This is a genomic window from Ramlibacter sp. MMS24-I3-19, from assembly GCF_050320135.1.
Taxonomy (GTDB): Bacteria; Pseudomonadota; Gammaproteobacteria; order Burkholderiales; family Burkholderiaceae_C; genus Ramlibacter.
Window position 1 is genome coordinate 3,257,743 of the sequence record NZ_CP190017.1, and the last position, 21,703, is coordinate 3,279,445.

The following is a 21,703-nucleotide window of genomic DNA, read 5'->3' on the forward strand; positions in this document are numbered from 1 at the left end:
GCCTTTGTGCAGTGCACCGCTCAGGGAATGCCCGTAAGCTGGAGCGCTGCTATCGCCCATGCGACAGAAGAGAGAGGCACGCGAACGCGTGCACACGGATGCGGCGTCAGGCCGTGGGCAGCCTGTAGTCCCTCAGCATCTCGCGCAGCCTCGTCTTGAGCATCTTGCCGGTCGCGCCGAGCGGGATCGCGTCGACGAACACGACATCGTCGGGCACCTGCCATTTCGCGATCTTGCCTTCGTAGAACTTGAGCAGTTCCTCGCGCGTGACCTGCGCGCCGGACTTCTTCACCACCGCGACGATCGGGCGCTCGTCCCACTTCGGATGCGGCATGCCCACGCAAGCGGCCATCTGGACCGCCGGATGGGCCATCGCGATGTTCTCGATGTCGATCGAGCTGATCCATTCGCCGCCCGACTTGATCACGTCCTTGCTGCGGTCCGTGATCTGCAGGTAGCCGTCGGCGTCGATCGTGCCCACGTCGCCGGTGGGGAACCAGCCGTCCACCAGCGGGTCGCCGCCCTCGCCCTTGAAGTACTCGCGCACGATCCACGGGCCGCGCACGTAGAGGTCGCCGAAGGTCTTGCCGTCCCACGGCAGCTCCTGCCCGGCGTCGCCGACGATCTTCATGTCGACGCCGAAGATCGCGCGCCCCTGCTTCAGGCGGATCTTCATCTGCTCGTCGGGCGTCATCAGGGCGTGCTTGTTCTTCAGCGTGCACAGCGTGCCCAGCGGACTCATCTCGGTCATGCCCCACGCATGCAGCACCTCGAAGCCGTACTCCTCGCGGAAGGCGTGGATCATCGCGGGTGGACAGGCCGAGCCGCCGATGACGGTGCGGCGCAGCGTGGAGAAACGCAGGTTGTTGGGCTTCAGGTGGCCCAGCAGCATCTGCCACACGGTGGGCACACCGGCGGCATAGGTCACCTTCTCGGCCTCGATCAGTTCGTAGACCGACTTGCCGTCGAGCGCGGGACCGGGGAACACCAGCTTGCAGCCGGTGAGCGCGGCCGAATACGGGATGCCCCACGCGTTGACGTGGAACATCGGCACCACCGGCAGCACGGAGTCGCGCGCGGACAGGCCCATCACGTCGGGCAGCGCCGCCGCGTAGGCATGCAGCAGCGTCGAGCGGTGGCTGTACAGCGCCGCCTTCGGATTGCCGGTGGTGCCGCTCGTGTAGCACATGCTCGAGGCGGAGTTCTCGTCGAAGGTGGGCCAGTCGTACGTTGTGGGCTGGCCGCCGATCCAGTCCTCGTAAGCGACCAGGTTCGGGATGCCCGTGCCCGCAGGCACCTTGCCGCTGTCGCACAGCAGCACGTACTGGCGGATGGTCGGGCACTTCGCATGGACCGCCTGCACCAGCGGCAGGAAGGTCGCGTCGAAGCACAGCACCTGGTCCTCGGCATGGTTGGCGATCCACGCGATCTGGTCCGGATGCAGCCGCGGGTTGATGGTGTGCAGCACGCGCCCCGAGCCCGACACGCCGAAGTACAGCTCGAGGTGGCGGTAGCCGTTCCAGGCGAGCGTCGCGACGCGATCGGAGAACAGCAGCTGCATGCCGTCGAGGGCGTTGGCGACCTGGCGCGCGCGTGCGGCGACCTGGCTCCAGGTGGATCGATGGATGTCGCCCTCGACCCGGCGCGAGACGATCTCGCCGTCGCCGTTGTGGCGATCGGCGAAATCGATCAGCGTGGAAATCAGGAGGGGTTGGTTCTGCATCAGCCCGAGCATGCGGAGACTCCAGTGAGCGTGTCGTTGTGGCGCGAATGCTAAACCGCGGAACGCGTGCCGCATGACCGGGATTACGCTGCAGTCCCCTGCCTCCTGCGTGCAGGTTCGCCGCGCGGGCGTGACCGAAGGCGCAGGGCTGCCGGCAGGTGCCCCGGCAAACGAACTATGCTCACCGCTTTGCGCCACGGCGAGGGAGCCTCTGCCGTGGTGCCCGGATCGAGGGGGAGAAAAGATCACATGAACGATGGGGCGAAGGCGCCGGATTCGGGCCAGAACGGCGGGCTGCGTGCCGCGCGGGCCGAGATCGTCGATCAACTCGGGCGGGACGAAGTGGCGCGCCTGCACGATGAGAACCCGGTTCTCGATGGCGCGGCGGTGGTGGGGTCGCTCGCGATCTTCCTGGCGCTGGCGTATCCGCTCGCGGTGGGCAGCGTCCGCGATCCGCTCTGGTGGGCCTGCCTGGTCCTGCAGGGGAACATGATCCTGGTGCTGGCGATGGTGAGCCACGACGTGTTCACGCACCGCAAGTGGCTGCCGCCCAAGCTGCGGTGGCTGGTGTCGACGGTGATGATGTGGCCGTCGCAACTGAGGCCCTCGGTGTACGACGACCTGCACCTCACCCACCACCGCGCGCTGGGCACCGCGCAGGACACCGAGTCGTACAAGCACGGCATCAACACGCGCGTGCGGCGTGCCCTCTTCGCGAGCCCGGCGATGGTGGTCCAGCACCTCCAGACCGTCCGCCGCCAGATCGCGGAAGCGAACGCACGTGATCCGGGCAGCGAGCGCGCGGCGTTCGAGAGGAAGGTGTGGTGGGGCATCCTGGCCCTGCTGCTCGTCTCCGCGGCGGTCGACTACCGCTTCGCACTGTACGGATACGTGCTTCCGTTCGTGGTCGTGCTGCCGGTGCTCAACACCATCCGCGTTGTGCTGGAGCACTACGACCTGGAGGCGGGCAACCCGTTCTGGGTCGGCACCTTCTACCGCACGGGTCCCGTCACGCGGATCATGTTCTGGTGGATCGGCGGCGACTGCCACGTGATCCACCACGTCTATGCCACGATCCCCTGGTACCGCCTGCCCAGGGCCATCCGGCTGATCCGGCCCATCCTGCTGCGCAACGGCGTGTTCGAGCACCGCTCGCTGGGACGCCTGCTGGTGGACTGGTTCTCGGCGCGCCGTCCGCACTGGTCGGTGCCGGCGGCCAGCCAGGCCGCGCCGGACCGTCGCGGGACGGCCTAAGCCTCGCCGGCGGCGTCCGCAGCCGCAGGCTGCACGCCGCGCTCGAACGAGAGCAGCACGGTGGTGCCCTGCCCCACCGTGGACTCCACGCGCACCGAGCCGCCGGCCGACTGCAGCACGCGCTGGCAGAACAGCAGGCCCATGCCATTGCCGCCCGCATGCGCACGCGTGGTCACGGGTTCGCGCGTCAGGCGTCCCAGCACGTCCGGAGGGATGCCGGGGCCGGTGTCGGCGAAGCGGATCCAGCCACGCGTTCCCTGGGTCCGGTCTCGCAACCGGCGGCGATGTGCAGGCGAGCGCCGGGATGTCCGCGCAATGCCTGGATCGCGTTCTTGGTCAGCGTGCACAACACGAGGTACAGCAGGTCGCGACGGCCGGGCAGGCGGAAGTCGGCCTGCACGCCGGTGGTCACCCAGCCGCGCTCCTCGAGCTCGAACGGGAATTCCGTGAGCAGCGCCTGGATCAGGCCAGCCGCGCTGACGGTCTGCGGCGCCGCGCCCGGATAGGCGTCGCGGGCCGACTGCAGGAAGGTGGACACCAGCGACTGGCAGTACAGCGCACGGCGCTCGGCCCGTTCGAGCGCCGCGAGCAGGTCGCCGGGATGGTCTTCCTCGAACATCACGAGGCCGCCCTGCCCGTCCGGAGTGGGCAGGTGGCGGGCGGCCACGCTCGCCACGCAGCCGCGCACGGTGGCCAGTGGCGTGTTGAGCTCGTGCGCCAGGAAGCCGAGCGTCTCGCGCAATGTCGACACCCGGCCCTCGTTGAGCATGCGTTCCATCGCCTGCGTGCGGTACAGCGACAGCGCCTCACGCAGTGCCAGGCGCGTGGGCTCGTCCTCCAGGGGCTTTTCGAGGATGCGCAGCACCTTGCCCTGGTTGACGGCGGCGATCGCGACGTCCTTCTCGGCATAGGCCGTGGCCAGCATGCGCACCAGGTGGCGATGGTCGCGCTGCACCTGCCGCAGCAGCTTCATGCCGTCCTGCTCCGGCATGCGGTAGTCGGTGACCAGCGCCGCGAAGTCCTGGCCACGTTCGGCCAGGATGGCCAGCGCGTCGTCGGCGCTGGCGGCGGTGGCGACCTCGAACTCGTCGCCGAAGCAGCGCGCGAACCACTTGCGCGAGTGGGCCTCGTCGTCGACGTACAGGATGGCGCGGGCGTCGGGCTGCATCGCGGGATTCAGGTCCGGGCGCTGGGCGCGTCCTCGGGAGCCGCGCGCGCGCCGTACTCGCGCAGCGCCTGCTCGGTGCGCAAGGCCAGTTGCCGCAGCTCGGCCACCCAGCTGTCGCCCTCGGGCCAGCGGCGTTGCTCCAGCACCGGCACGTAGATGCCGCGCACGCGCTGGTAGAGCGCCAGCGCGCCGGCCTCGCCGCTCATGCCGAGCAGGGAGTGCAACGCATCGCTGGCCTGCTCCGCTTCGTGGGCTTGCACCGCCACTGCGAGCACGTCCACGAGGCGCGCGATCTCCGGCAGGTAGTCGCCGAGCAGTTCGTCCAGCAGGCCGAGCCGGCGGTAGCTCGCAAGGCGTGCCTCGTTCAGCAGCGGCCCCTCGGCTTCGGGGGCAGCTGCCGGCGTGGGCAGCATTTCCGGGCGCGGCACTGGCCGGGTGCCGGCCAGCAGCGCCACCAGCGCGTCGTACAGCATCGACACCTCCACGGGCTTGATCAGGAAGCCGTCCATGCCCACGAGCCGCGCGCCATCGATGGCCGCCGCATCCGAGTGCGCAGTGAGGGCGACGATCGGCACCCTCGCCCAGGGCTGCCCGCTGGCACGCACCTGGCGGGCGGTCTCGAGGCCGTCGAGCCCGGGCATGTTCAGGTCCATGAGCACCGCGTCGAAGTCTCCGCTCGTGGCCAATTGTTCGAGCACCGCCGCACCATGCTCGACCTCCACCACGGTCCCGCCGGCCTCGCGGAGGTAGGCCGCGACGGCGCGGCGGTTGAACGCGCTGTCGTCGGCGAGCAGCAGCCTGCGCCCCGCCATCGGCTGCGACGCCACGCTGACCGGCCGGCGCTGGATGGCCCGCTGCAGCGCCTGCGCCAGCGGCACCTGCGCGCACGGCTTGCTGATGAAACCGTCCATGCCGGCGCGCTGCGTCTTGACGCGCGCCACGTGCACCGGCTCGCTGGTGTGGGCAATGATGCGGACGTAGCGATTGGCGGGCACCTGGCCCTGCCGCACGCGCTGCGCGACCTGGTAGCCATCCAGCACCGGCATGTGCAGGTCCAGCAGCACCAGGTCGTACGGATGCCGCGCCAGCATGTCCAGTGCGCGCTGGCCGTCCGCCGCTTCGTCCACCTGCAGGCCCAGCGGTCGCAACTTGTGCCGGGTGGTGACGCGCTGGGCGGCATCGTCTTCCACCAGCAGGAGCCGCTTGCCCGTGAGCGCCTCGTGCGCGGCGGCCAGCACCTTGGTCCGGTGCTCCTCGCGCTCGGCCTCGCCGATCGGCGGGAAGTGCAGCGTGAACTCGGTGAACTGGCCGACCACGGACTCGCAGCGGATCTCGCCGCCGAAGGCCCTCATCACGCGCCGGCAGTACGCCAGGCCCAGGCCGGTGCCGCCGTTCTTGCCCACGCTGCGGAACGGTTCGAAGAGGTTGGCCAGCACCTCGGGCGCGATGCCCGGACCGCTGTCGCGCACCTTGACCTCATGCGACCCCACGCTGATGTCGACCCGGGTGCCGCGGTACTGCGACACGTAGAACAGCGCGTTCTTGATCAGGTTGAACATCACGAAGAGGAACGCCGTTTCCTCGCCGCGGAACTGGAAGTCGTCGACCACGTGCACGCGGATCCGCTCGCGGGCCGCCTCGTCGCCGTAGCTGTACTCGTCGACCGCCTTGTGCACCACCTCCGCCGCCGACGGATAGGAGAAGGTGGACGGGTCCAGCGGCTTGGCGTTGACCTCGTCCAGCGTCATGGAGATGGCCTGCAGCCCGCGCTGGATGGCCTGCTCTCCCTGCGCCACGTGGCGGTACAGCACTTCCAGTTCGGACGAGCCGAGCTGGGCCAGTGGCGACAGCTCTCCCGGAGCAGGCAGCATCTTCTGCACGCCTTCCAGGCTGTGGCGCACCTGCGCCAGCGGACTGCGCATCTCGTGCGCGATCGAGGCGGCGAGCGATGCGTACGCACTGCGCACCTTCTCTGCCGTCGCCCGCTCCAGCGCGTCCTTGAACAGGCTGCCGCCGAGCACCACGGCGGCCAGGATCGGCAGCCGGGCCACGTAGTCGACCGGCATCCGCGGGTCGGGGTCGAACAGCAGGTAGGCGCCTACCGCGAGGCCGAAGCCGCTCGTGAGGATCACGGCCATGTTGCGCCAGTCGCTCAGCAGGATGACCAGGAAGGCCGCCATCAGCGTGTTGCCCACGGCGACCGTGCCGCCGCCGTTCTTCAGCGCCGTGAAGACGAAGGTGGCGGGCAACGTGAGGATCAGCGCCACGTACGAGTACGGCAGGTAGCAGCGACGCAGGCGTTGGGGCCACCATCGGCGCAGGAACAGCACCCCGCAGATCGCCGCGTCGAACAGGCGCAGCGCCAGGTCGTCGTACACGGGTTCCACCTTGCCCAGCCGCAGCAGGTAGTAGGCCGGGAAGAACAGCAGGCCCACGATGCTGAAGTACCGCAGCATCAGCGGTCCGTGCCGGTGGTATTCGACGTAGTGGGCGAAGAGCCTGCGGGCCGCTTGCATCAGCATGTCAGTGCGCCTGGTGTGCGGGCTGGCCGGCCAGGGCCCGGGCCACGGGCCGGGCAGCGCCGCCGATCATGGTGTACACCTTGCTCGTGCCGGGCAGCGGCACGTCGCGCGCGAAGGCCGTGAAGCCGAAGCGGCGATACAGGCGGCTGAGCACGTGCGTGCAGGTGGCATAGAGATGCCTCACGTGGGCGTGTTCGAGTCCGTACACGACCGCTGCGTGCAGGCACTGGCGAAGGGCCTCGACGTCGCTGCGACGGGCCGGCGCCAGCACGAGCCGTCCGACTTCCCAGTCACCCTCGCCCGGTTCGGGCGCCGCGGGTCCGGCTCCAGGCAACAGTTGCTCGGTCAAGGTCAGGCCGTACCCGATGGGAACGATGCGGATGGTCCCGATCAGCTCGCCGCCGAGCTCGAAGCCCAGGACGATGCCCAACTCGTCTCTTTTTTTCGAGGTGCAGGAAATGCGGCCCTGCGGCCGCATGCACGGACAGGTCGATCTCGTCGCGCAGGTGCAGCACCGTGGCCACCTGCTCCGGCGTGCGCAGCCGGTGCAGGTGGAGGCGGCCGGCCGGCAATGCCGGGCCCGCGTGCAGGAGCGGCGTGCCGCTGCGGCGGTGTTCCTGGATCGTGGCGAGGTCCATCTCGTCTTCCTAGCGGTGCAGCCGCGCCACCTGGTCCAGCAGCTGGCCGGTCAGCGACAACGTGGTGGTGGCCACGCGCTGCACGAGCGCCTGGTCCTGCGGCGTCTTCGCGTAGGTCGCGATCGCCTCCTCGACCTGCTGGATGTGCTCCTGGTCGGCCTCGGCGTGCGCGCCGAAGAAGGTGATGTTCCTGCTGGTGAACTGCAGGTCCTTGCAGACCTTGCCCAGGATCTCCTGGATGTGCGAGTGGGCCCCTTCGGCCCAGAAGCTGTAGCCCAGGCGTGCGACCGGCCCGTAGCGCAGCGACACGAAGTACAGGTAGCCGATCAGCGCCTCGGTGGCCGGCAGCGGCTCGCTGCTGGCATCCGCGTCGGACCACATGTCGATGCTCCTGAGATCGTGGATCACCATCTTCTCGTGGCCAAGTTCCTCCGCGGCGTGGCGGTAGACGAACTTGAGCAGGCCTTCCGGGGCAGGCACGAAGGCCGCGACGGCCTGGTTGACCGAGTTGTGCCGCGAGTAGTGGAACACCTGCAGCATCATGTCGCGATAGAGCTGCCGGGTCGCCGGCTGCGTCATCACATGGCGCCAGAATTCACCGCGCTTGATCTCGGCCCACTGGGCATCGACTGCCTGGCGCAGCGAATGAACGAAACTGACCGCCACTGAAGTACTCCAATCCACAACCCTGGGTCGTCCGCATCCTGCGATCGGATGAACCGACGAACCCATCAGTCATTATCCGCATCCGAAAGCCCGTCCAGCCCTGTCAATGTTGTCACCGGCGGGACAATCCAACCAATGACCCTCGCCATTGACGCCCCGCCGCAACTGTTTGATCTCGGCGGCCGCTGGCGTCCAGGTTTCACGACCCTGGGCTCCGCCTTCTTCACCGACCTTCCGCCCACGCCCCTTCCTGCACCGGTGCTGGTGGGGCTGAACGAGGGCCTCGTGCGCGAGCTGGGGCTCGACCCCCGCGAGCTTGCGTCGGCCGAGGGCGTGCAGGCCCTCACGGGCTCCATCGGTGTCGCGGGTGCGCGGCCCGTGGCGACGGTCTACAGCGGCCACCAGTTCGGCGTCTGGGCCGGGCAGCTGGGCGACGGCCGCGCGATCCTGCTCGGCGAGATCGACACGCCGCTCGGCCCGCAGGAACTGCAGCTCAAGGGCAGCGGCCGCACGCCCTACTCGCGCATGGGCGACGGCCGCGCCGTCCTGCGATCGAGCATCCGCGAGTACCTGGGCTCGGAGGCGATGCAAGGCCTCGGCATCCCTACCACCCGCGCGCTGAGCGTGACGGGTTCGGACGCGCCGGTGCGTCGCGAGGAGATCGAGACCGCGGCCGTCGTCATGCGCGTGGCCCCGAGCTTCATCCGCTTCGGCCACTTCGAGCATTTCGCTTCGCGCGACCAGGTCGACGAACTGCGGCGGCTGGCCGACTACGTGATCGACCGGTTCTATCCCGAATGCCGCTCCGCGCCGACGCTGGCGGGAAACGCGTACGCGAACTTCCTGCAGCAGGTGAGCGAGCGCACGGCCGCCCTCGTCGCGCAGTGGCAGGCGGTGGGGTTCTGCCATGGCGTGATGAACACCGACAACATGAGCATCCTGGGGCTCACGATCGACTACGGCCCGTTCCAGTTCCTGGATGCCTTCGATCCGAACCACATCTGCAACCACAGCGACGAGACCGGCCGCTACGCCTACAACAGGCAGCCGAACGTCGCGTACTGGAACCTGTTCTGCCTGGGGCAGGCGCTGTATCCCCTGATCGACAGTGAGGAAGTCACGCTCGCCGCGCTGGAGTCGTACAAGACCGTGTTCCCGCGCGAGCTTGAGGCGCGCATGCGGACCAAGCTGGGCCTCACCGACGCGCAGGCCGACGACCGTGGCCTGATCGAGCGGGTGCTGCAGCTGCTGGCGAAGGACCGCGTGGACTACACCATCTTCTGGCGTCGGCTGTCGCAGCACGTGGCGGGCGGCGATACCGGGCCGGTGCGCGACCTTTTCCTCGACCGCGAGGGGTTCGACGGGTGGTTGCTAGACTATGCGCAGCGCCTGCCCGCCGATCGCAGCGCCGCGGGGATTGCGATGCTGCGCACCAACCCCAAGTACGTGCTGCGCAACCACCTGGGCGAACTGGCAATCCGCCGGGCCAGGGACAAGGACTTCGGCGGCGTGCAGGAGCTGCTGGCCCTGCTGCAGGCACCGTACGACGACCATCCGGCCTTCGACACCATGGCCGGCTTCCCGCCCGACTGGGCCTCCCACATCGAGATCAGCTGTTCCTCATGACGTTTCCGATCCAGAAAACCGACGCCGAGTGGAAAGCGCTGCTGGCCGAAAAGGGCGCCGAGCGCGGCGCCTTCGAGGTCACGCGCCATGCCGCGACCGAGCGGCCCTTCACCGGCAAGTACGAGGCCGTCTGGGCCGACGGCAGCTACCACTGCATCTGCTGCGGCAACAAGCTGTTCGACGCCGGCACCAAGTTCGACGCCGGCTGCGGCTGGCCCAGCTTCTCGCAAGCGGTGCCGGGCGCGATCAAGGAGATCCGCGACACCAGCCACGGCATGGTGCGTACCGAGACGGTCTGCGCGCAGTGTGGCGCGCACCTCGGCCACGTGTTCCCGGACGGCCCCACCGACACGGGCCTGCGCTATTGCATGAACTCCGCATCCCTGGACTTCCACAAGGCATGAAGATCCTCCTCGACTTCCTGCCGATCGCGGTCTTCTTCGTCGCGTTCAAGCTGTTCGACATCTGGGTCGCCACCGGAGTCGCCATCGCGGCCACCGTGCTCCAGATCGCGTGGCTGCGCTGGTCCACCGGCAAGGTGGAACCGATGCAATGGCTCAGCCTGGGCGTGATCGTGCTGTTCGGCGGTGCCACGCTACTGGCCCACAACGACACCTTCATCAAGTGGAAGCCCACGGTGCTGTACTGGCTCATGGGCGGCGCGCTGGCCATCGGCCAGCTGGTGTTCAAGCGCAACCTGCTCAAGTCGCTGATGGGAGCGCAGATGACCCTGCCCGAGTCGGCGTGGCGATCGCTGTCCTGGAGCTGGACGGCCTTCTTCGCGGCGATGGGCGTGCTGAACCTCTGGGTGGCCTTCCACTACGACACCGACACCTGGGTCAACTTCAAGCTGTTCGGCGGCCTCGGCCTGATGGTGGCGTTCGTCATCGGCCAGGCGCTGTACCTGGCGAAGTACATGAAGACCGAGGCCGACCGGCCATGACCGCGCCGACCGCCACGCCCATCACCGCACAGGCGTTGCAGCAGCGGCTGCAGGATGTTCTCCAGCCAAGCCGGCTGGAAGTGATCGACGAGAGCGCCGCGCACGCGGGCCACGCCGGCGCCAACGGCACCGGCTTCGGCACGCATTTCCGCGTGCGGATCGAGTCCCCCGCTTTACCGGCCTTTCACGGTTGGGTCGGCATCGCCTTGTGTATGATGCGCTGCGCGATTTTCTGGACGGCGGCGTGCATGCCCTGGCCATCGAAACGCCCTGATCCACACGCCTTCCGTTCGACCCTCTGAGGGACTCCCCATGAAGAAGCATCTCGTCGCGGCCCTCGCCGCCGCCTCCCTGTGCGTCGCCGTGCCCGCTCTGGCGCAGAACGTCGCCGTCGTCAACGGCAAGCCCGTGCCCAAGGCACGAGTCGACGTCCTCGCCTCGCAGCTGGCCAAATCGGGCCGCCCGGTGGGCCCCGAGCTGAACGACCAGCTGAAGGAAGAAGTGATCGCGCGCGAGGTGTTCATGCAGGAAGCGCAGAAGCGCGGCCTCGACGCCACCGACGATTTCAAGAACCAGATGGAACTGGCCCGCCAGACCGTCCTGATCCGCGAGCTGTTCGCCGACTATCAGAAGAAGAACCCGGTCACTGACGACGAGATCAAGGCCGAGTACGACAAGTTCGCCGCGGCCAACGGCGGCAAGGAATACCGCGCGCGCCACATCCTGGTGGAGACCGAACCCCAGGCGAAGAAGATCATCGCCGACCTGAAGAAGGGCGCGAAGTTCGAGGACATCGCCAAGAAGCAGTCCAAGGATCCGGGATCGGGCGCGCAAGGCGGCGACCTGGACTGGGGCAACGCCAACAGCTACGTCCCCGAGTTCTCCGCCGCGCTGGTGAAGTTGAACAAGGGCCAGACCACGCAGGAGCCGGTGAAGACCCAGTTCGGCTACCACATCATCCGCCTCGACGACGTGCGCACCGCGCAGTTGCCCAAGCTGGAAGACGTCAAACCGCAGATCGCGCAGCAGCTGCAGCAGCAGAAGCTGGCCAAGTTCCAGCAGGAACTGCGCGCGTCCGCGAAGGTGGAATGACGCAGGCGCCGCGCGAGCGGCGCTGGCCATTCCATCCCCGCGAAGGCGGGATCCCTTCGATGATCCTGCGAGCGGCCTTCGGGCCGCTTCGTCGTTTCCGGCTGCCTCAGTGCCGCAGCATCTGCACCAGCGTCAGCGCCCCGATCAGCACCGGCTGGTGCACCATGTACCAGGTGAGGCTCCATCGACCCAGCCACGCCAGCGGTGATGCACTTGCGGCAAGCGGTCCCGTCATCACCTCGCGCCGGCGCGCCAGCAGCCACTGCCCCGCGGCCATGCCCCACCACATCACGCCCAGCCAGGGGAACACCGGCACGTAGTCCTCGGTGATGGGCTTGCGGCTCACCAGCCCGAGCCAGTGGAACGGCGGTCCGTTGAGCACCTGCAGCGCGGGATGCATCGGGTGCAGCTCGCGGAACAGCACCGGCAGCAGGATCGCCACCGCGCCCAGCGGCCACAGCCATCGGCCCCAGCCCGCGGTCAGCCGCACCACCACCAGCATCACCGCGATGCCGTGCAGCACGCCGAAGAAGATGTAGCTGCGCGGGAACATCACGTACGAGCCCGCGGTGACCAGCAGCGCGCAGCCGGCGATCTGCGCCCAGCGTTTCCAGAAGCGGGGCCAGCGCTGTCCCTGCACGTGCGCCACCGCCTGCGACAGGCCGGCGCAGAACAGGAACAGGCTCACGATCGCCGTGCGCTGGCCTGTCCACAGCGGGTCGGCGTAGAAGTTCTGCCGGATCCAGCCGAAGTAGTTCAGGTCGAAGCAGAAGTGGAACGCGGTCATCCACACGATGGCGATGCCGCGCAGCGCATCCAGGCGGTCGAAGCGGGTTGTCGGCATGGCGCCCGAGTGTAGGCGGGCCGGGGTTTTCCCCCTCGCGACGCCGCGCGTGCAGCGGCTCCAATCGCATGCCGTTGTCCTGGAGCAAGCGATGTCCAGTTTCACCCGTTCCGTGTCCCGCCTCGGCGCGGCCCTTGTTCTCGGCCTGGTCGCACTGGCCGCCCATGCGGACTGGCCCGACAAGCCTGTCACCATGATCCTGTCCTTCCCGCCCGCGGGCGCGACGGACATCCTGGCGCGGGCCATCGGCCAGAAGATGTCCGAGTCCATGGGCCAGTCGGTGGTGGTGGAGAACCGACCGGGCGCCGGCGGCAACATCGGCCTGCTGGCAGCGGCACGCGCACCCGCGGATGGCTACAACGTGTACATGGCCGCCGTGACCAACGCCGCGATCGCGGCAGCGGCCTACCCGCCGCAGCCCGTGCACCTGATGAAGGACTTCGTGCCCGTCGCGGGCGTCGCCATCGTGCCGCACATGCTCGTGGTGCCCTCGTCGCTGCCGGCGCAGAACGTGCAGCAGCTCGTCACGCTGCTGAAGTCCGCGCCCGGCAGGCACAACTTCGCCTCGCAGGGGCCGGGCACGCTGTCGCACCTGGAGTCCGAGCTGTTCAAGCGCGCAGCCGGCGTGGACATCGTCCACATCCCCTACAAGGGCAGCTCGCAGGCCCTGCCCGACCTGATGGCGGGCAGCTCCAGCATGATGTTCGACAGCATCCCGGCCTCGATGCCCCACGTGAAGGCCGGCAAGCTGCGCATCCTGGCCGTGGCCTCGAGCAAGCGCATGCCCATGCTGCCGGACGTGCCCACCGTCGCCGAGAGCGGCATCCCGGGTTTCGCCGCCGACAACGTGTTCGGCATCGTGGCGCCCCAGGGCACGCCCAGCACGGCGATCGCCGGGCTCACGAAGGCGATCCGCGCCGCGCTGGATTCGTCCGAGCTGCGCCAGCGCATGCAGGAGCAAGGCGTGGAGCTGCGCTACACGCCGGCGGCCGAGTTCGCCAAGGTGATCGACCAGGAGTTCCAGACCTGGGGCAAGGCCGTGGAGCAGGCGCACGTCAAGCTGCAGTAGCGCCCTCCTGTTTCCACTAAGCTCGCCCGATGCGAACCGACACGCCCGCCTTCTGGGACTTCCCCTACACCTCGCAACGCATGCCGCTGCTGGCCCGCAACGTGGTCAGCACCTCGCAGCCGCTCGCCTCTGCCGCGGGCGCGCTGATGCTGGCGCGCGGCGGCAATGCGGTGGACGCGGCACTCGCCACCGCATTCACCCTGACTGTCGTCGAGCCCTGCATGAACGGCATCGGCGGCGACGCGTTCTGCATCCTCTGGGACGGCCAGCGGCTGCATGGGCTCAACGCCTCGGGCCGCGCGCCGCGGCGCTGGACGCGCGAGCACTTCGCGAAGTACCAGGCCATGCCGCTGCGCGGCTGGGACTCGGTGACCGTGCCGGGCACCGTCTCCGCATGGCGTGTGCTCTCGGATCGCTTCGGCACCGTCCCCTTCGCGGAGCTGTTCGAGCCCGCGCTGCGCCACGCCCGCGAGGGATTCCTGGTCTCACCCACCGTCCGCCGCCAGTGGCAGGCGCAGGTGAATGAACTGCTGCCGCAGCCGGGCTTCCGCGAAGCCTTCGCACCCCGCGGCGAGGCGCCGCAGGTGGGCGAGCTCTGGACCTGCCTCGGCCAGGCCGACACGCTGGAGCGCATCGCCCACAGCAAGGGCGAGGAGTTCTACCGCGGCAGCCTCGCCAAGGCCATCGCGGACCACGCGCGCGGCACCGGCGGCCTCATCGACGAAGAGGACCTCGCCGCGCACGAGTGCAACTGGGTCGAGCCGATCTCGATCCGCTACCACGGCGTGGAGCTGCACGAGATCGGCCCCAGCGGCCAGGGCATCGCTGCGCTGATGGCGCTGGGCATGCTGTCGCACCTGGACCTGAAGGCCGCGGGCGTCGACAGCGCCCTGTGCCACCACCTGCAGATCGAGGCGATGAAGCTCGCCTTCGCCGATCTCGGTGCCTACGTGGCCGACCCCGACGCGATGCGCACCGTCACCGCGAAGGACCTGCTCGCACCGGCCTACCTGGCGCAGCGCGCGAAGCTGATCGACCCGGACCGCGCGGCACCGGCGCGCAAGGGCTCGCCGCATTCCGGCGGGACGGTGTACCTCACGGCCGCGGACCAAAGCGGGATGATGGTCTCGTTCATCCAGTCCAACTTCAAGGGATTCGGCTCGGGCGTTGTGGTGCCGGGCACGGGCATCGCGCTGCACAACCGCGGCTGGGGCTTCACCCTCGAACGCGACCACCCCAACGAGGTGGCGCCGCGCAAGCGCCCGTTCCACACCATCATCCCCGGCTTCCTGATGCAGGACGGGCAGCCGCTGATGTCCTTCGGCGTGATGGGCGGCTCCATGCAGGCCCAGGGCCATGTGCAGGTGGTGCTGCGTGTCGCGGACCAGGGCCTGAACCCGCAGGCCGCCAGCGACGCGGCACGCTGGCGCATCCTCGACGACAACAGCACGGTGGCCGTGGAGTGGAACTTCCCCGCGCAAGCCATCGAAGGCCTGAAGCGCCGCGGCCACGAGGTGCGCATCGCGCCGCGCTTCGACACCGAGTTCGGTTCCGCGCAGCTGGCGATGAAGGTGCCGCACGGCTACATCGCGGCGTCCGACCACCGCAAGGACGGCACCCCGGTCGGGTTCTGAGCCGGACCTGCCTCTGCCGGGGCCACGGCCGGTAAAATCCCGGCCCTTCCCGCACCCGGCCGCCGTCCGCGGCCGCCTCCCATGTCCCTGCAGTCCCACCAGCTCGAGCTGCTCGCGCCTGCGCGCGACGCCGACATCGGCATCGAGGCCATCAACCATGGCGCCGACGCCGTCTACATCGGCGGCCCGGACTTCGGCGCGCGCGCTTCCGCAGGCAACTCCGTGCGCGACATCGAGCGCCTGTGCCGCCATGCGCACCGCTTCGGCAGCCGCATCTTCGTGACGCACAACACCATCCTGCGCGATGACGAGCTGGAAGACGCCCGCCGCATGGCCTGGGACGTCTACAACGCCGGCGCCGACGTGCTGATCGTGCAGGACATGGGCCTGCTCGAGCTCGACCTGCCGCCGATCCAGCTGCATGCCAGCACGCAGACTGACATCCGCACGGTGGAGAAGGCGCGCTTCCTGCAGGACGTGGGCTTCTCGCAGATCGTGCTGGCGCGCGAGCTCACGCTGGAGCAGATCAGCGCGATCCACGATGCGCTGGACGCCGAGCGCTGCAAGCTGGAGTTCTTCATCCACGGCGCCCTGTGCGTGGCCTACAGCGGCCAGTGCTTCATCAGCCATGCGCACACCGGCCGCAGCGCCAACCGCGGCGACTGCAGCCAGGCCTGCCGGCTGCCGTACCACGTGGTCGACGACAAGGGCCGCTTCATCGCGCACGACAAGCACGTGCTCTCGATGAAGGACAACAACCAGAGCGAGAACCTCGCCGCGCTGGTGGACGCCGGCGTGCGCAGCTTCAAGATCGAGGGCCGCTACAAGGACATGGGCTACGTGAAGAACATCACTGCCCATTACCGCAAGCTGTTCGACGAGCTGATCGAGGACCGGGAAGGCTCGGCCCGGCCGCTGTCGCGCGCATCCAGCGGACGCACGACGTTCACCTTCACTCCTGATCCGAACCAGAACTTCAACCGCGAGTTCACCGACTACTTCGTCAACGGCCGCAAGGACGACATCGGCGCGTTCGACTCGCCGAAGAACCCGGGCCAGGCGATCGGCTTCGTGACCAAGGTCGGCCCGGATTTCGTCGAGCTGGCCTGCGACAACGCCGCGACGCTGCTGCACAACGGCGACGGGCTGTGCTACTTCGACCTGCAGAAGGAGCTGGTGGGGCTGGCGATCAACCGCGCTGAACCGCTGTCGGGGCACGTGGGGCACTGGCGCGTCTTCCCCAAGGACCCGATCGCCGGCCTGCGCGACCTGCGCAAGGGCACGACGATCAACCGCAACCGCGACATGCAGTGGGTGCGCCAGCTGGAGAAGAAGTCCAGCGACCGCCGCATCGGTGTCTGGGCCACGCTGGCCGACACGGACGATGGCTTCGCGGTGTCGCTCACGGACGAGGACGGCTTCGTCGGCAGCGCGCACGCCCCGCATGCCAGGGAGCCTGCACGCGACGCCGCGCGCAACGAAGCGAGCCTGCGAGAGCACCTCGCCCGCTTCGGCGCCACCATCTTCGAAGCCCTCGACGTGCAACTGAAGATGGCGCAGGCATGGTTCGTTCCGGCCTCGCTGCTCAACCAGCTGCGGCGCGATGCGGTCGAGGCGCTGGAGGCTGCCCGTTCGGCCGGCTACGAGCGTCCGCGCCGCGGTATTGCCGTCGAGCCGCCCGTGCCCTACCCCGAGGACACCCTCACCTACCTCGCCAACGTGTTCAACCAGAAGGCGCACGACTTCTACGCGAAGCACGGCGTGCGCGTCATCGATGCCGCGTACGAGAGCCACGAGGAGGAAGGCGAGGTCAGCCTGATGATCACCAAGCATTGCGTGCGGTGGTCGATGAGCCTCTGCCCCAAGCAGGCCAAGGGCGTGGTTGGCGTCAAGGGCACGATCAAGGCCGAGCCGCTGCAGCTGGTCAACGGCAAGGAGAAGCTCACCCTGCGCTTCGACTGCAAGCCGTGCGAGATGCACGTGGTGGGCAAGATGAAGACTCTCGTGAAGACGCAGCGCGCCCGCGAGATGGCCGAGGCGCCGATGGTCTTCTACCGCACCCGTCCGGCGGCCACCCGGCCGACCTGATCCCCCACAATGGGCGCAGCACGGCACGCCCATGGCCTACCGCACGACCCTCGCCTCCCGGGTGCACGCCTTCGACGGCCTGCGCCAGGTGATGGCCGCGGCCAGTCCGGCGCGTTCTGGCGACGAGCTCGCGGGCATCGCGGCGCGGTCGGACGAGGAACGCTGGGCCGCGCGCCACGTGCTGGCCGACCTGCCGCTCAAGCAGTTCCTCGACGAGGCGCTGGTGCCCTACGAGCACGACGATGTCACGCGGCTGATCGTCGACAGCCACGACGCGGCGGCCTTCGCGCCCGTTGCACACCTCACGGTCGGCGGCTTTCGCGACTGGCTGCTCGGGGACGAAGCCACGCCCGAACGACTCACGGCACTGGCCGCCGGCCTCACGCCCGAAATGGTGGCCGGCGTGTCCAAGCTGATGCGCAACCAGGACCTGATCGCGGTCGCACGCAAGTGCCGCGTCGTCACGCGCTTCCGCAACACGCTGGGCCTGCCCGGCCGGCTGGGCGTGCGGCTGCAGCCCAACCATCCCACCGACGACCTGCGCGGCATCGCCGCGTCCACGCTCGACGGGCTGCTGTATGGCGCCGGTGACGCCGTGATCGGCGTGAACCCGGTGTCCGACAGTCCGGCCGTCCTCGAAGGCATCTGGCGCCTGCTCGACGGCCTCGTCCAGCACTTCGCGATCCCCACGCAGGCCTGCGTGCTCACGCACGTCACCAACACGCTGCGCCAGATCGAGGCCGGCGTGCCGGTCGACCTGGTCTTCCAGTCCATCGGCGGCACGCAGAAGACCAACGAATCGTTCGGGGTGTCGCTCGCGCTGCTCGACGAGGCGTGCCAGGCGGCACGTTCGCTCGGCCGCGGCACGCTGGGGGACAACGTCATGTATTTCGAGACGGGCCAGGGCAGCGCGCTCTCCGCCGGGGCGCACCACGGCGTCGACCAGCAGACCTGCGAGGCGCGCGCCTATGCGGTGGCGCGCCGCTACCGGCCGCTGCTGGTGAACACCGTGGTCGGCTTCATCGGTCCCGAGTACCTCTACGACGGCAAGCAGATCATCCGCGCCGGGCTGGAGGACCACTTCTGCGGCAAGCTGCTGGGCCTGCCGCTGGGCTGCGACATCTGCTACACGAACCATGCCGAGGCCGACCAGGACGACATGGACAACCTGCTGGTGCTGCTCGGGACCGCGGGCCTCACCTACCTCATGGGCGTGCCCGGCGCCGACGACGTGATGCTCAACTACCAGAGCACGTCGTTCCACGACGCCGCGTTCCTGCGCCGCACGCTGGGGCTGAAGCCTGCGCCCGAGTTCGCCGCCTGGCTGGAGCAGATGCAGATCACCGACAAGGCCGGGCGCCTGCTCGCGGGCAGCGGTGGTGCGCTGCGCCTGGCGCAGGACGTGGGCCGGCTCGCCACGGCGGGAGCCTGAGTCGTGAAGGAGGAGCGCCCCGCCCCTGCCGATCCCGGCTTCTGGGAGGAGTTGCGCCGATTCACGCCGGCCGCATCGGGCTGGGCCGCAGCGGCGTTGCGCTACCCACGCACGAGGTGCTGGCGTTCGGATGGGCGCATGCGCGGGCCCGCGACGCCGTGCACACACCGCTGGACGTGGCGGCACTCGAAGCCGATCTCCGTGCCGCCGGGTTCGAGGTGTGCCAGGTGCACAGCGCCGCGTCCGGCCGCACTACGTACCTGCGACGTCCCGACCTCGGGCGGCAACTCGACGCGAGCCACCACCCGGCACTGCAGGCAATGCCAGCGCCGGACCTCGCGCTGGTCGTCGGCGATGGCCTGTCGTCGCTCGCCGTCCAGCGCCATGCAGTGCCACTGCTGGTGGCGTTGCGCGAGCGCCTCGGCGACCGGTTCCGTTGCTCACCCGTCGTCGTGGCACAGCAAGCCCGCGTTGCGTTGGCTGACGACATCGGCGAGCAGTTGCGGGCCCGTCTCTCGGTCATGCTGATCGGAGAGCGACCTGGCCTGAGCTCGCCCGACAGCCTGGGCATCTATGTCACCCACGCGCCGCGCCGAGGGCGGCACGATGCCGAGCGCAACTGCATCTCCAACGTGCGCCCCGAAGGCCTGCCGATCCCGGCCGCAGCGCACAAGCTGGCCTGGCACGTCGATCAGGCGCTGCAGCGCGGGCTGGCCGGCGTCGGCCTGAAGGACGAGAGCGACGCTGCGCTCCCCGAGGCTGCAGCAGTCGCCCCTCTTCCAGCCGCCTGAGCAACAGCCTGTCGGACCGTTTGCCGGTCCTTCACCCGGTTGCCCTTCCCGCCTACGTGCGCAGCGCGGCTGCGGGCGGAGACTGGCCGGGAGGCCTGCACCATGGACGACCCACGCTTCATGTTCGCCACGGGGGTGGAGAACAGCAACCCGACTGTCGACGGCCGTCGCGTGGACGAACTCGAGAAATGTGGCCACTACCGGCACTGGCGCACCGACTTCGCGCTGGTGCGCGAGATGGGCATCCGCTTCCTGCGCTACGGGCCGCCGCTGCACCGGACGTGGACGGGCCCCGACTCCCACGACTGGGACTTCGCCGACACCACCTTCGCCGAGTTGCGCTGCCTGGACATCATCCCCATCGTCGACCTGTGCCACTTCGGCGTGCCCGACTGGGTGGGCAACTTCCAGAACCCCGACTTCCCGAAGCTCTTTGCCGGCTATGCGCGCGCCTTCGCGCAGCGCTTCCCTTGGATCCAGCTGTACACGCCGGTCAACGAGATGTACATCTGCGCGCGCTTCTCGGCCCTGTACGGCTGGTGGAACGAGCAGCTCGCCACCGATCGCGCCTTCGTCAACGCGCTCAAGCACATCGTGCAGGCCAACGTGCTGGCGATGGAGGCGATCCTGCAGGTGCGGCCCGACGCCATCTTCATCCAGAGCGAATCGTCCGAGTACTTCCACGCCGAGAACCCCGCAGCAATCGGCCCCGCCGAGCTGATGAACTCCAAGCGCTTCCTGTCGCTGGACCTCAACTACGGCCGCCGCGTCGACTCGGAGATGTACGAGTACCTGATGGACAACGGCATGAAGCGCGACGACTACCACTTCTTCATGGGCCGCTCGCTCAAGCAGCACTGCATCATGGGCAGCGACTACTACATCACCAACGAGCACCGCGTCTCGGCCGACGGCGACACCCGCGCGTCGGGCGAGATCTTCGGCTACGCGGTGATCTCGCGGCAGTACCACGAGCGGTACCGGCTGCCGGTGATGCACACCGAGACCAACCTCGTGCAGGGCGCCGAGGGTTTCTCGGCGGTCAACTGGCTGTGGAAGGAATGGGCCAACGTCCTGCGCGTGCGCAACGACGGCGTGCCGGTGCTGGGCTTCACCTGGTACTCGCTCACCGACCAGGTGGACTGGGACAGCGCCCTGCGCTGCGACAACGGCCAGGTCAACGCGCTGGGCCTGTTCGACCTGGACCGCCGCATCCGTCCCGTGGGCCAGGCCTACAAGCAACTGATCGCCGACTGGCGCGAGGTGCTGCCGACCCAGAGCGTGTGCCTGCAGGTTCCGGTCGTGCTGCCGAGCGAACACGGGCAGGCATGGAAGCATCGGCGCGCGCCGGGCATCCGCGAGAGCACCGACGCGCCCCACAACGCCGAATGAGGAGCATGCGATGGCCGCGAGATTCGAAGGCAAGGTGGCACTGGTGACGGGTGCGGGCTCGGGCATCGGCCTCGCGACGGCGAAGCGGCTGGCATCGGAAGGCGCCCGCCTGGCGCTGGTCGGCCTGGACGCGGGTCACCTGGCCGCCGCACGCGACCAGGTGATGCAGGCCGGCGCGCCCGAGGCACTCGACGTGGTGTGCGACGTGTCGCAGGAAGCGAAGGTAATGGCCTGTGTCGACCAGGTGATGCAGAGGTTCGGTCGCCTGGACGTCGTGGTGAACAACGCCGGCCTGATGTCGTTCAAGCCGCTGGAGCAGTTCACCGGCGAGGACTGGCTGCGCATCCTGGGCGTGGACCTGCTGGGCGCGTTCTACTTCACCAAGCAGGCGTTCCTGCGCATGCGCGGCGGCGGCGCGATCGTCAACGTCGCCAGCGTGCACGCGGTGCGCACCACGCCGCAGGTGGCACCTTATGCCGCGGCCAAGGCCGCCCTGCTGTCACTCACACGCTCCGCCGCCCTCGAAGGCCGCGGCCGCGGCATCCGCAGCAACGCGGTGCTGCCCGGGGCGGTGGAGACGAAGATGCTGCGCGACAACCCCGAGGTGAAGGCGGGCGTCGAGCACATCGAACCCAAGGAACTGCTGCAACCTGCGGACATCGCGGCCACCATCGCCTGGCTCGCCTCGGACGACGCCAGCCACGTGCAGGGCGTGAGCCTGGTGGTCGATGGAGGGCGGCTCAACGAGCTGTGAAAGCGGACATCCGAACGCGAAAGGCGCAAAAGGTAGGCGAAACACGCGAAAGGGGCCATCGAGTTTT

The 21,703-nt window shown here is 68.9% G+C and carries 19 protein-coding genes and 1 pseudogene; 13 read left to right on the top strand and 7 right to left on the bottom strand.

Annotated elements, in window-relative coordinates; all coding sequences use genetic code 11:
* Nucleotides 1–106 precede the first annotated feature (106 nt).
* Nucleotides 107–1,735, bottom strand: coding sequence for a 3-(methylthio)propionyl-CoA ligase (locus tag ACPWT1_RS16245; protein ID WP_427912182.1), 1,629 nt, complete (start codon nucleotides 1,733–1,735; stop codon nucleotides 107–109).
* Nucleotides 1,736–1,972: 237 nt separating this feature from the next.
* On the opposite strand from ACPWT1_RS16245, the gene ACPWT1_RS16250 reads away from it, so the two are divergent.
* On the top strand, nucleotides 1,973–2,977 hold the full coding sequence (locus tag ACPWT1_RS16250; RefSeq protein ID WP_427912183.1) for a fatty acid desaturase family protein: 1,005 nt from the start codon (nucleotides 1,973–1,975) through the stop codon (nucleotides 2,975–2,977).
* Here ACPWT1_RS16250 and ACPWT1_RS16255 read toward each other — a convergent pair.
* The 5 genes from ACPWT1_RS16255 to ACPWT1_RS16275 form a co-directional block, all read right to left on the bottom strand.
* A complete protein-coding gene (locus ACPWT1_RS16255) occupies nucleotides 2,974–3,180 on the bottom strand; it encodes an ATP-binding protein (RefSeq protein ID WP_427912184.1) in 207 nt (68 codons plus the stop codon). The genes ACPWT1_RS16250 and ACPWT1_RS16255 overlap by 4 nt on opposite strands.
* On the bottom strand, nucleotides 3,165–4,145 hold the full coding sequence (locus ACPWT1_RS16260; protein ID WP_427912185.1) for a response regulator: 981 nt from the start codon (nucleotides 4,143–4,145) through the stop codon (nucleotides 3,165–3,167). The genes ACPWT1_RS16255 and ACPWT1_RS16260 overlap by 16 nt, the downstream gene beginning before the upstream one ends.
* A gap of 8 nt (nucleotides 4,146–4,153) precedes the next feature.
* Entirely contained in the window at nucleotides 4,154–6,667 is a 2,514-nt protein-coding gene (locus ACPWT1_RS16265) for an ATP-binding response regulator (RefSeq protein ID WP_427912186.1), read from the bottom strand.
* A 1-nt stretch (nucleotide 6,668) separates the two neighbouring features.
* On the bottom strand, nucleotides 6,669–7,097 hold the full coding sequence (locus tag ACPWT1_RS16270) for an N-acyl amino acid synthase FeeM domain-containing protein (RefSeq protein ID WP_427912187.1): 429 nt from the start codon (nucleotides 7,095–7,097) through the stop codon (nucleotides 6,669–6,671).
* 217 nt (nucleotides 7,098–7,314) lie between these two features.
* Entirely contained in the window at nucleotides 7,315–7,971 is a 657-nt protein-coding gene (locus ACPWT1_RS16275) for an iron-containing redox enzyme family protein (RefSeq protein WP_427912188.1), read from the bottom strand.
* Between the two features lie 135 nt (nucleotides 7,972–8,106).
* Here ACPWT1_RS16275 and ACPWT1_RS16280 point away from each other — a divergent pair, with 135 nt between their 5' ends.
* From ACPWT1_RS16280 to ACPWT1_RS16300, 5 genes and pseudogenes are all read left to right on the top strand, one after another.
* Entirely contained in the window at nucleotides 8,107–9,597 is a 1,491-nt protein-coding gene (locus ACPWT1_RS16280; protein WP_427912189.1) for a protein adenylyltransferase SelO, read from the top strand.
* Nucleotides 9,594–10,001 carry a peptide-methionine (R)-S-oxide reductase MsrB gene (gene msrB / locus ACPWT1_RS16285; protein WP_427912190.1) on the top strand — a complete coding sequence of 136 codons (408 nt, stop codon included), beginning with the start codon at nucleotides 9,594–9,596 and terminating at the stop codon, nucleotides 9,999–10,001. Before ACPWT1_RS16280 ends, msrB begins: the two co-directional genes overlap by 4 nt.
* Entirely contained in the window at nucleotides 9,998–10,540 is a 543-nt protein-coding gene (locus ACPWT1_RS16290; RefSeq protein ID WP_427912191.1) for a septation protein A, read from the top strand. The genes msrB and ACPWT1_RS16290 overlap by 4 nt, the downstream gene beginning before the upstream one ends.
* Nucleotides 10,537–10,814, top strand: a pseudogene (locus ACPWT1_RS16295) (BolA family protein). The gene ACPWT1_RS16290 and the pseudogene ACPWT1_RS16295 overlap by 4 nt, the downstream one beginning before the upstream one ends.
* Before the next feature lie 38 nt (nucleotides 10,815–10,852).
* Nucleotides 10,853–11,632 (top strand): peptidylprolyl isomerase, encoded by a 780-nt coding sequence (locus tag ACPWT1_RS16300; protein ID WP_427912192.1) that lies wholly within the window; start codon nucleotides 10,853–10,855, stop codon nucleotides 11,630–11,632.
* Nucleotides 11,633–11,738: 106 nt separating this feature from the next.
* On the opposite strand, the gene ACPWT1_RS16305 is transcribed toward ACPWT1_RS16300, so the two are convergent.
* Entirely contained in the window at nucleotides 11,739–12,476 is a 738-nt protein-coding gene (locus ACPWT1_RS16305; RefSeq protein ID WP_427912193.1) for a heparan-alpha-glucosaminide N-acetyltransferase, read from the bottom strand.
* A gap of 91 nt (nucleotides 12,477–12,567) precedes the next feature.
* Here ACPWT1_RS16305 and ACPWT1_RS16310 point away from each other — a divergent pair, with 91 nt between their 5' ends.
* The 7 genes from ACPWT1_RS16310 to ACPWT1_RS16340 all read left to right on the top strand — a co-directional run bounded on the left by ACPWT1_RS16310 (nucleotide 12,568) and on the right by ACPWT1_RS16340 (nucleotide 21,636).
* Nucleotides 12,568–13,545, top strand: coding sequence for a Bug family tripartite tricarboxylate transporter substrate binding protein (locus ACPWT1_RS16310; protein ID WP_427912194.1), 978 nt, complete (start codon nucleotides 12,568–12,570; stop codon nucleotides 13,543–13,545).
* Nucleotides 13,546–13,574: 29 nt separating this feature from the next.
* A complete protein-coding gene (locus ACPWT1_RS16315; RefSeq protein WP_427912195.1) occupies nucleotides 13,575–15,179 on the top strand; it encodes a gamma-glutamyltransferase family protein in 1,605 nt (534 codons plus the stop codon).
* 81 nt (nucleotides 15,180–15,260) lie between these two features.
* Complete coding sequence (locus tag ACPWT1_RS16320; protein WP_427912196.1) at nucleotides 15,261–17,267, top strand: peptidase U32 family protein; 2,007 nt, start codon at nucleotides 15,261–15,263, stop codon at nucleotides 17,265–17,267.
* Between the two features lie 31 nt (nucleotides 17,268–17,298).
* Nucleotides 17,299–18,699, top strand: a complete 1,401-nt coding sequence (locus tag ACPWT1_RS16325; RefSeq protein ID WP_427912197.1) for an ethanolamine ammonia-lyase subunit EutB — start codon at nucleotides 17,299–17,301, stop codon at nucleotides 18,697–18,699.
* A gap of 116 nt (nucleotides 18,700–18,815) precedes the next feature.
* Nucleotides 18,816–19,490: an ethanolamine ammonia-lyase subunit EutC gene (gene eutC / locus ACPWT1_RS16330; protein ID WP_427912198.1), complete on the top strand. Its 675-nt coding sequence runs from the start codon at nucleotides 18,816–18,818 to the stop codon at nucleotides 19,488–19,490.
* Nucleotides 19,491–19,592: 102 nt separating this feature from the next.
* Complete coding sequence (locus ACPWT1_RS16335; RefSeq protein ID WP_427912199.1) at nucleotides 19,593–20,882, top strand: family 1 glycosylhydrolase; 1,290 nt, start codon at nucleotides 19,593–19,595, stop codon at nucleotides 20,880–20,882.
* Between the two features lie 10 nt (nucleotides 20,883–20,892).
* On the top strand, nucleotides 20,893–21,636 hold the full coding sequence (locus ACPWT1_RS16340) for an SDR family NAD(P)-dependent oxidoreductase (RefSeq protein WP_427912200.1): 744 nt from the start codon (nucleotides 20,893–20,895) through the stop codon (nucleotides 21,634–21,636).
* The last annotated feature ends 67 nt before the right edge of the window (nucleotides 21,637–21,703 follow it).

Excerpts from the sequence above, each read along its gene's own strand:
- ACPWT1_RS16245 (WP_427912182.1), bottom strand. The coding sequence starts at position 1,735 with ATGCTCGGGCTGATGCAGAACCAACCCCTCCTGATTTCCACGCTGATC.
- ACPWT1_RS16250 (WP_427912183.1), top strand. The coding sequence starts at position 1,973 with ATGAACGATGGGGCGAAGGCGCCGGATTCGGGCCAGAACGGCGGGCTG.
- ACPWT1_RS16260 (WP_427912185.1), bottom strand. The coding sequence starts at position 4,145 with ATGCAGCCCGACGCCCGCGCCATCCTGTACGTCGACGACGAGGCCCAC.
- ACPWT1_RS16265 (WP_427912186.1), bottom strand. The coding sequence starts at position 6,667 with ATGCTGATGCAAGCGGCCCGCAGGCTCTTCGCCCACTACGTCGAATAC.
- ACPWT1_RS16280 (WP_427912189.1), top strand. The coding sequence starts at position 8,107 with ATGACCCTCGCCATTGACGCCCCGCCGCAACTGTTTGATCTCGGCGGC.
- msrB (WP_427912190.1), top strand. The coding sequence starts at position 9,594 with ATGACGTTTCCGATCCAGAAAACCGACGCCGAGTGGAAAGCGCTGCTG.
- ACPWT1_RS16290 (WP_427912191.1), top strand. The coding sequence starts at position 9,998 with ATGAAGATCCTCCTCGACTTCCTGCCGATCGCGGTCTTCTTCGTCGCG.
- ACPWT1_RS16300 (WP_427912192.1), top strand. The coding sequence starts at position 10,853 with ATGAAGAAGCATCTCGTCGCGGCCCTCGCCGCCGCCTCCCTGTGCGTC.
- ACPWT1_RS16305 (WP_427912193.1), bottom strand. The coding sequence starts at position 12,476 with ATGCCGACAACCCGCTTCGACCGCCTGGATGCGCTGCGCGGCATCGCC.
- ACPWT1_RS16310 (WP_427912194.1), top strand. The coding sequence starts at position 12,568 with ATGTCCAGTTTCACCCGTTCCGTGTCCCGCCTCGGCGCGGCCCTTGTT.
- ACPWT1_RS16315 (WP_427912195.1), top strand. The coding sequence starts at position 13,575 with ATGCGAACCGACACGCCCGCCTTCTGGGACTTCCCCTACACCTCGCAA.
- ACPWT1_RS16320 (WP_427912196.1), top strand. The coding sequence starts at position 15,261 with ATGTCCCTGCAGTCCCACCAGCTCGAGCTGCTCGCGCCTGCGCGCGAC.
- ACPWT1_RS16325 (WP_427912197.1), top strand. The coding sequence starts at position 17,299 with ATGGCCTACCGCACGACCCTCGCCTCCCGGGTGCACGCCTTCGACGGC.
- ACPWT1_RS16335 (WP_427912199.1), top strand. The coding sequence starts at position 19,593 with ATGGACGACCCACGCTTCATGTTCGCCACGGGGGTGGAGAACAGCAAC.
- ACPWT1_RS16340 (WP_427912200.1), top strand. The coding sequence starts at position 20,893 with ATGGCCGCGAGATTCGAAGGCAAGGTGGCACTGGTGACGGGTGCGGGC.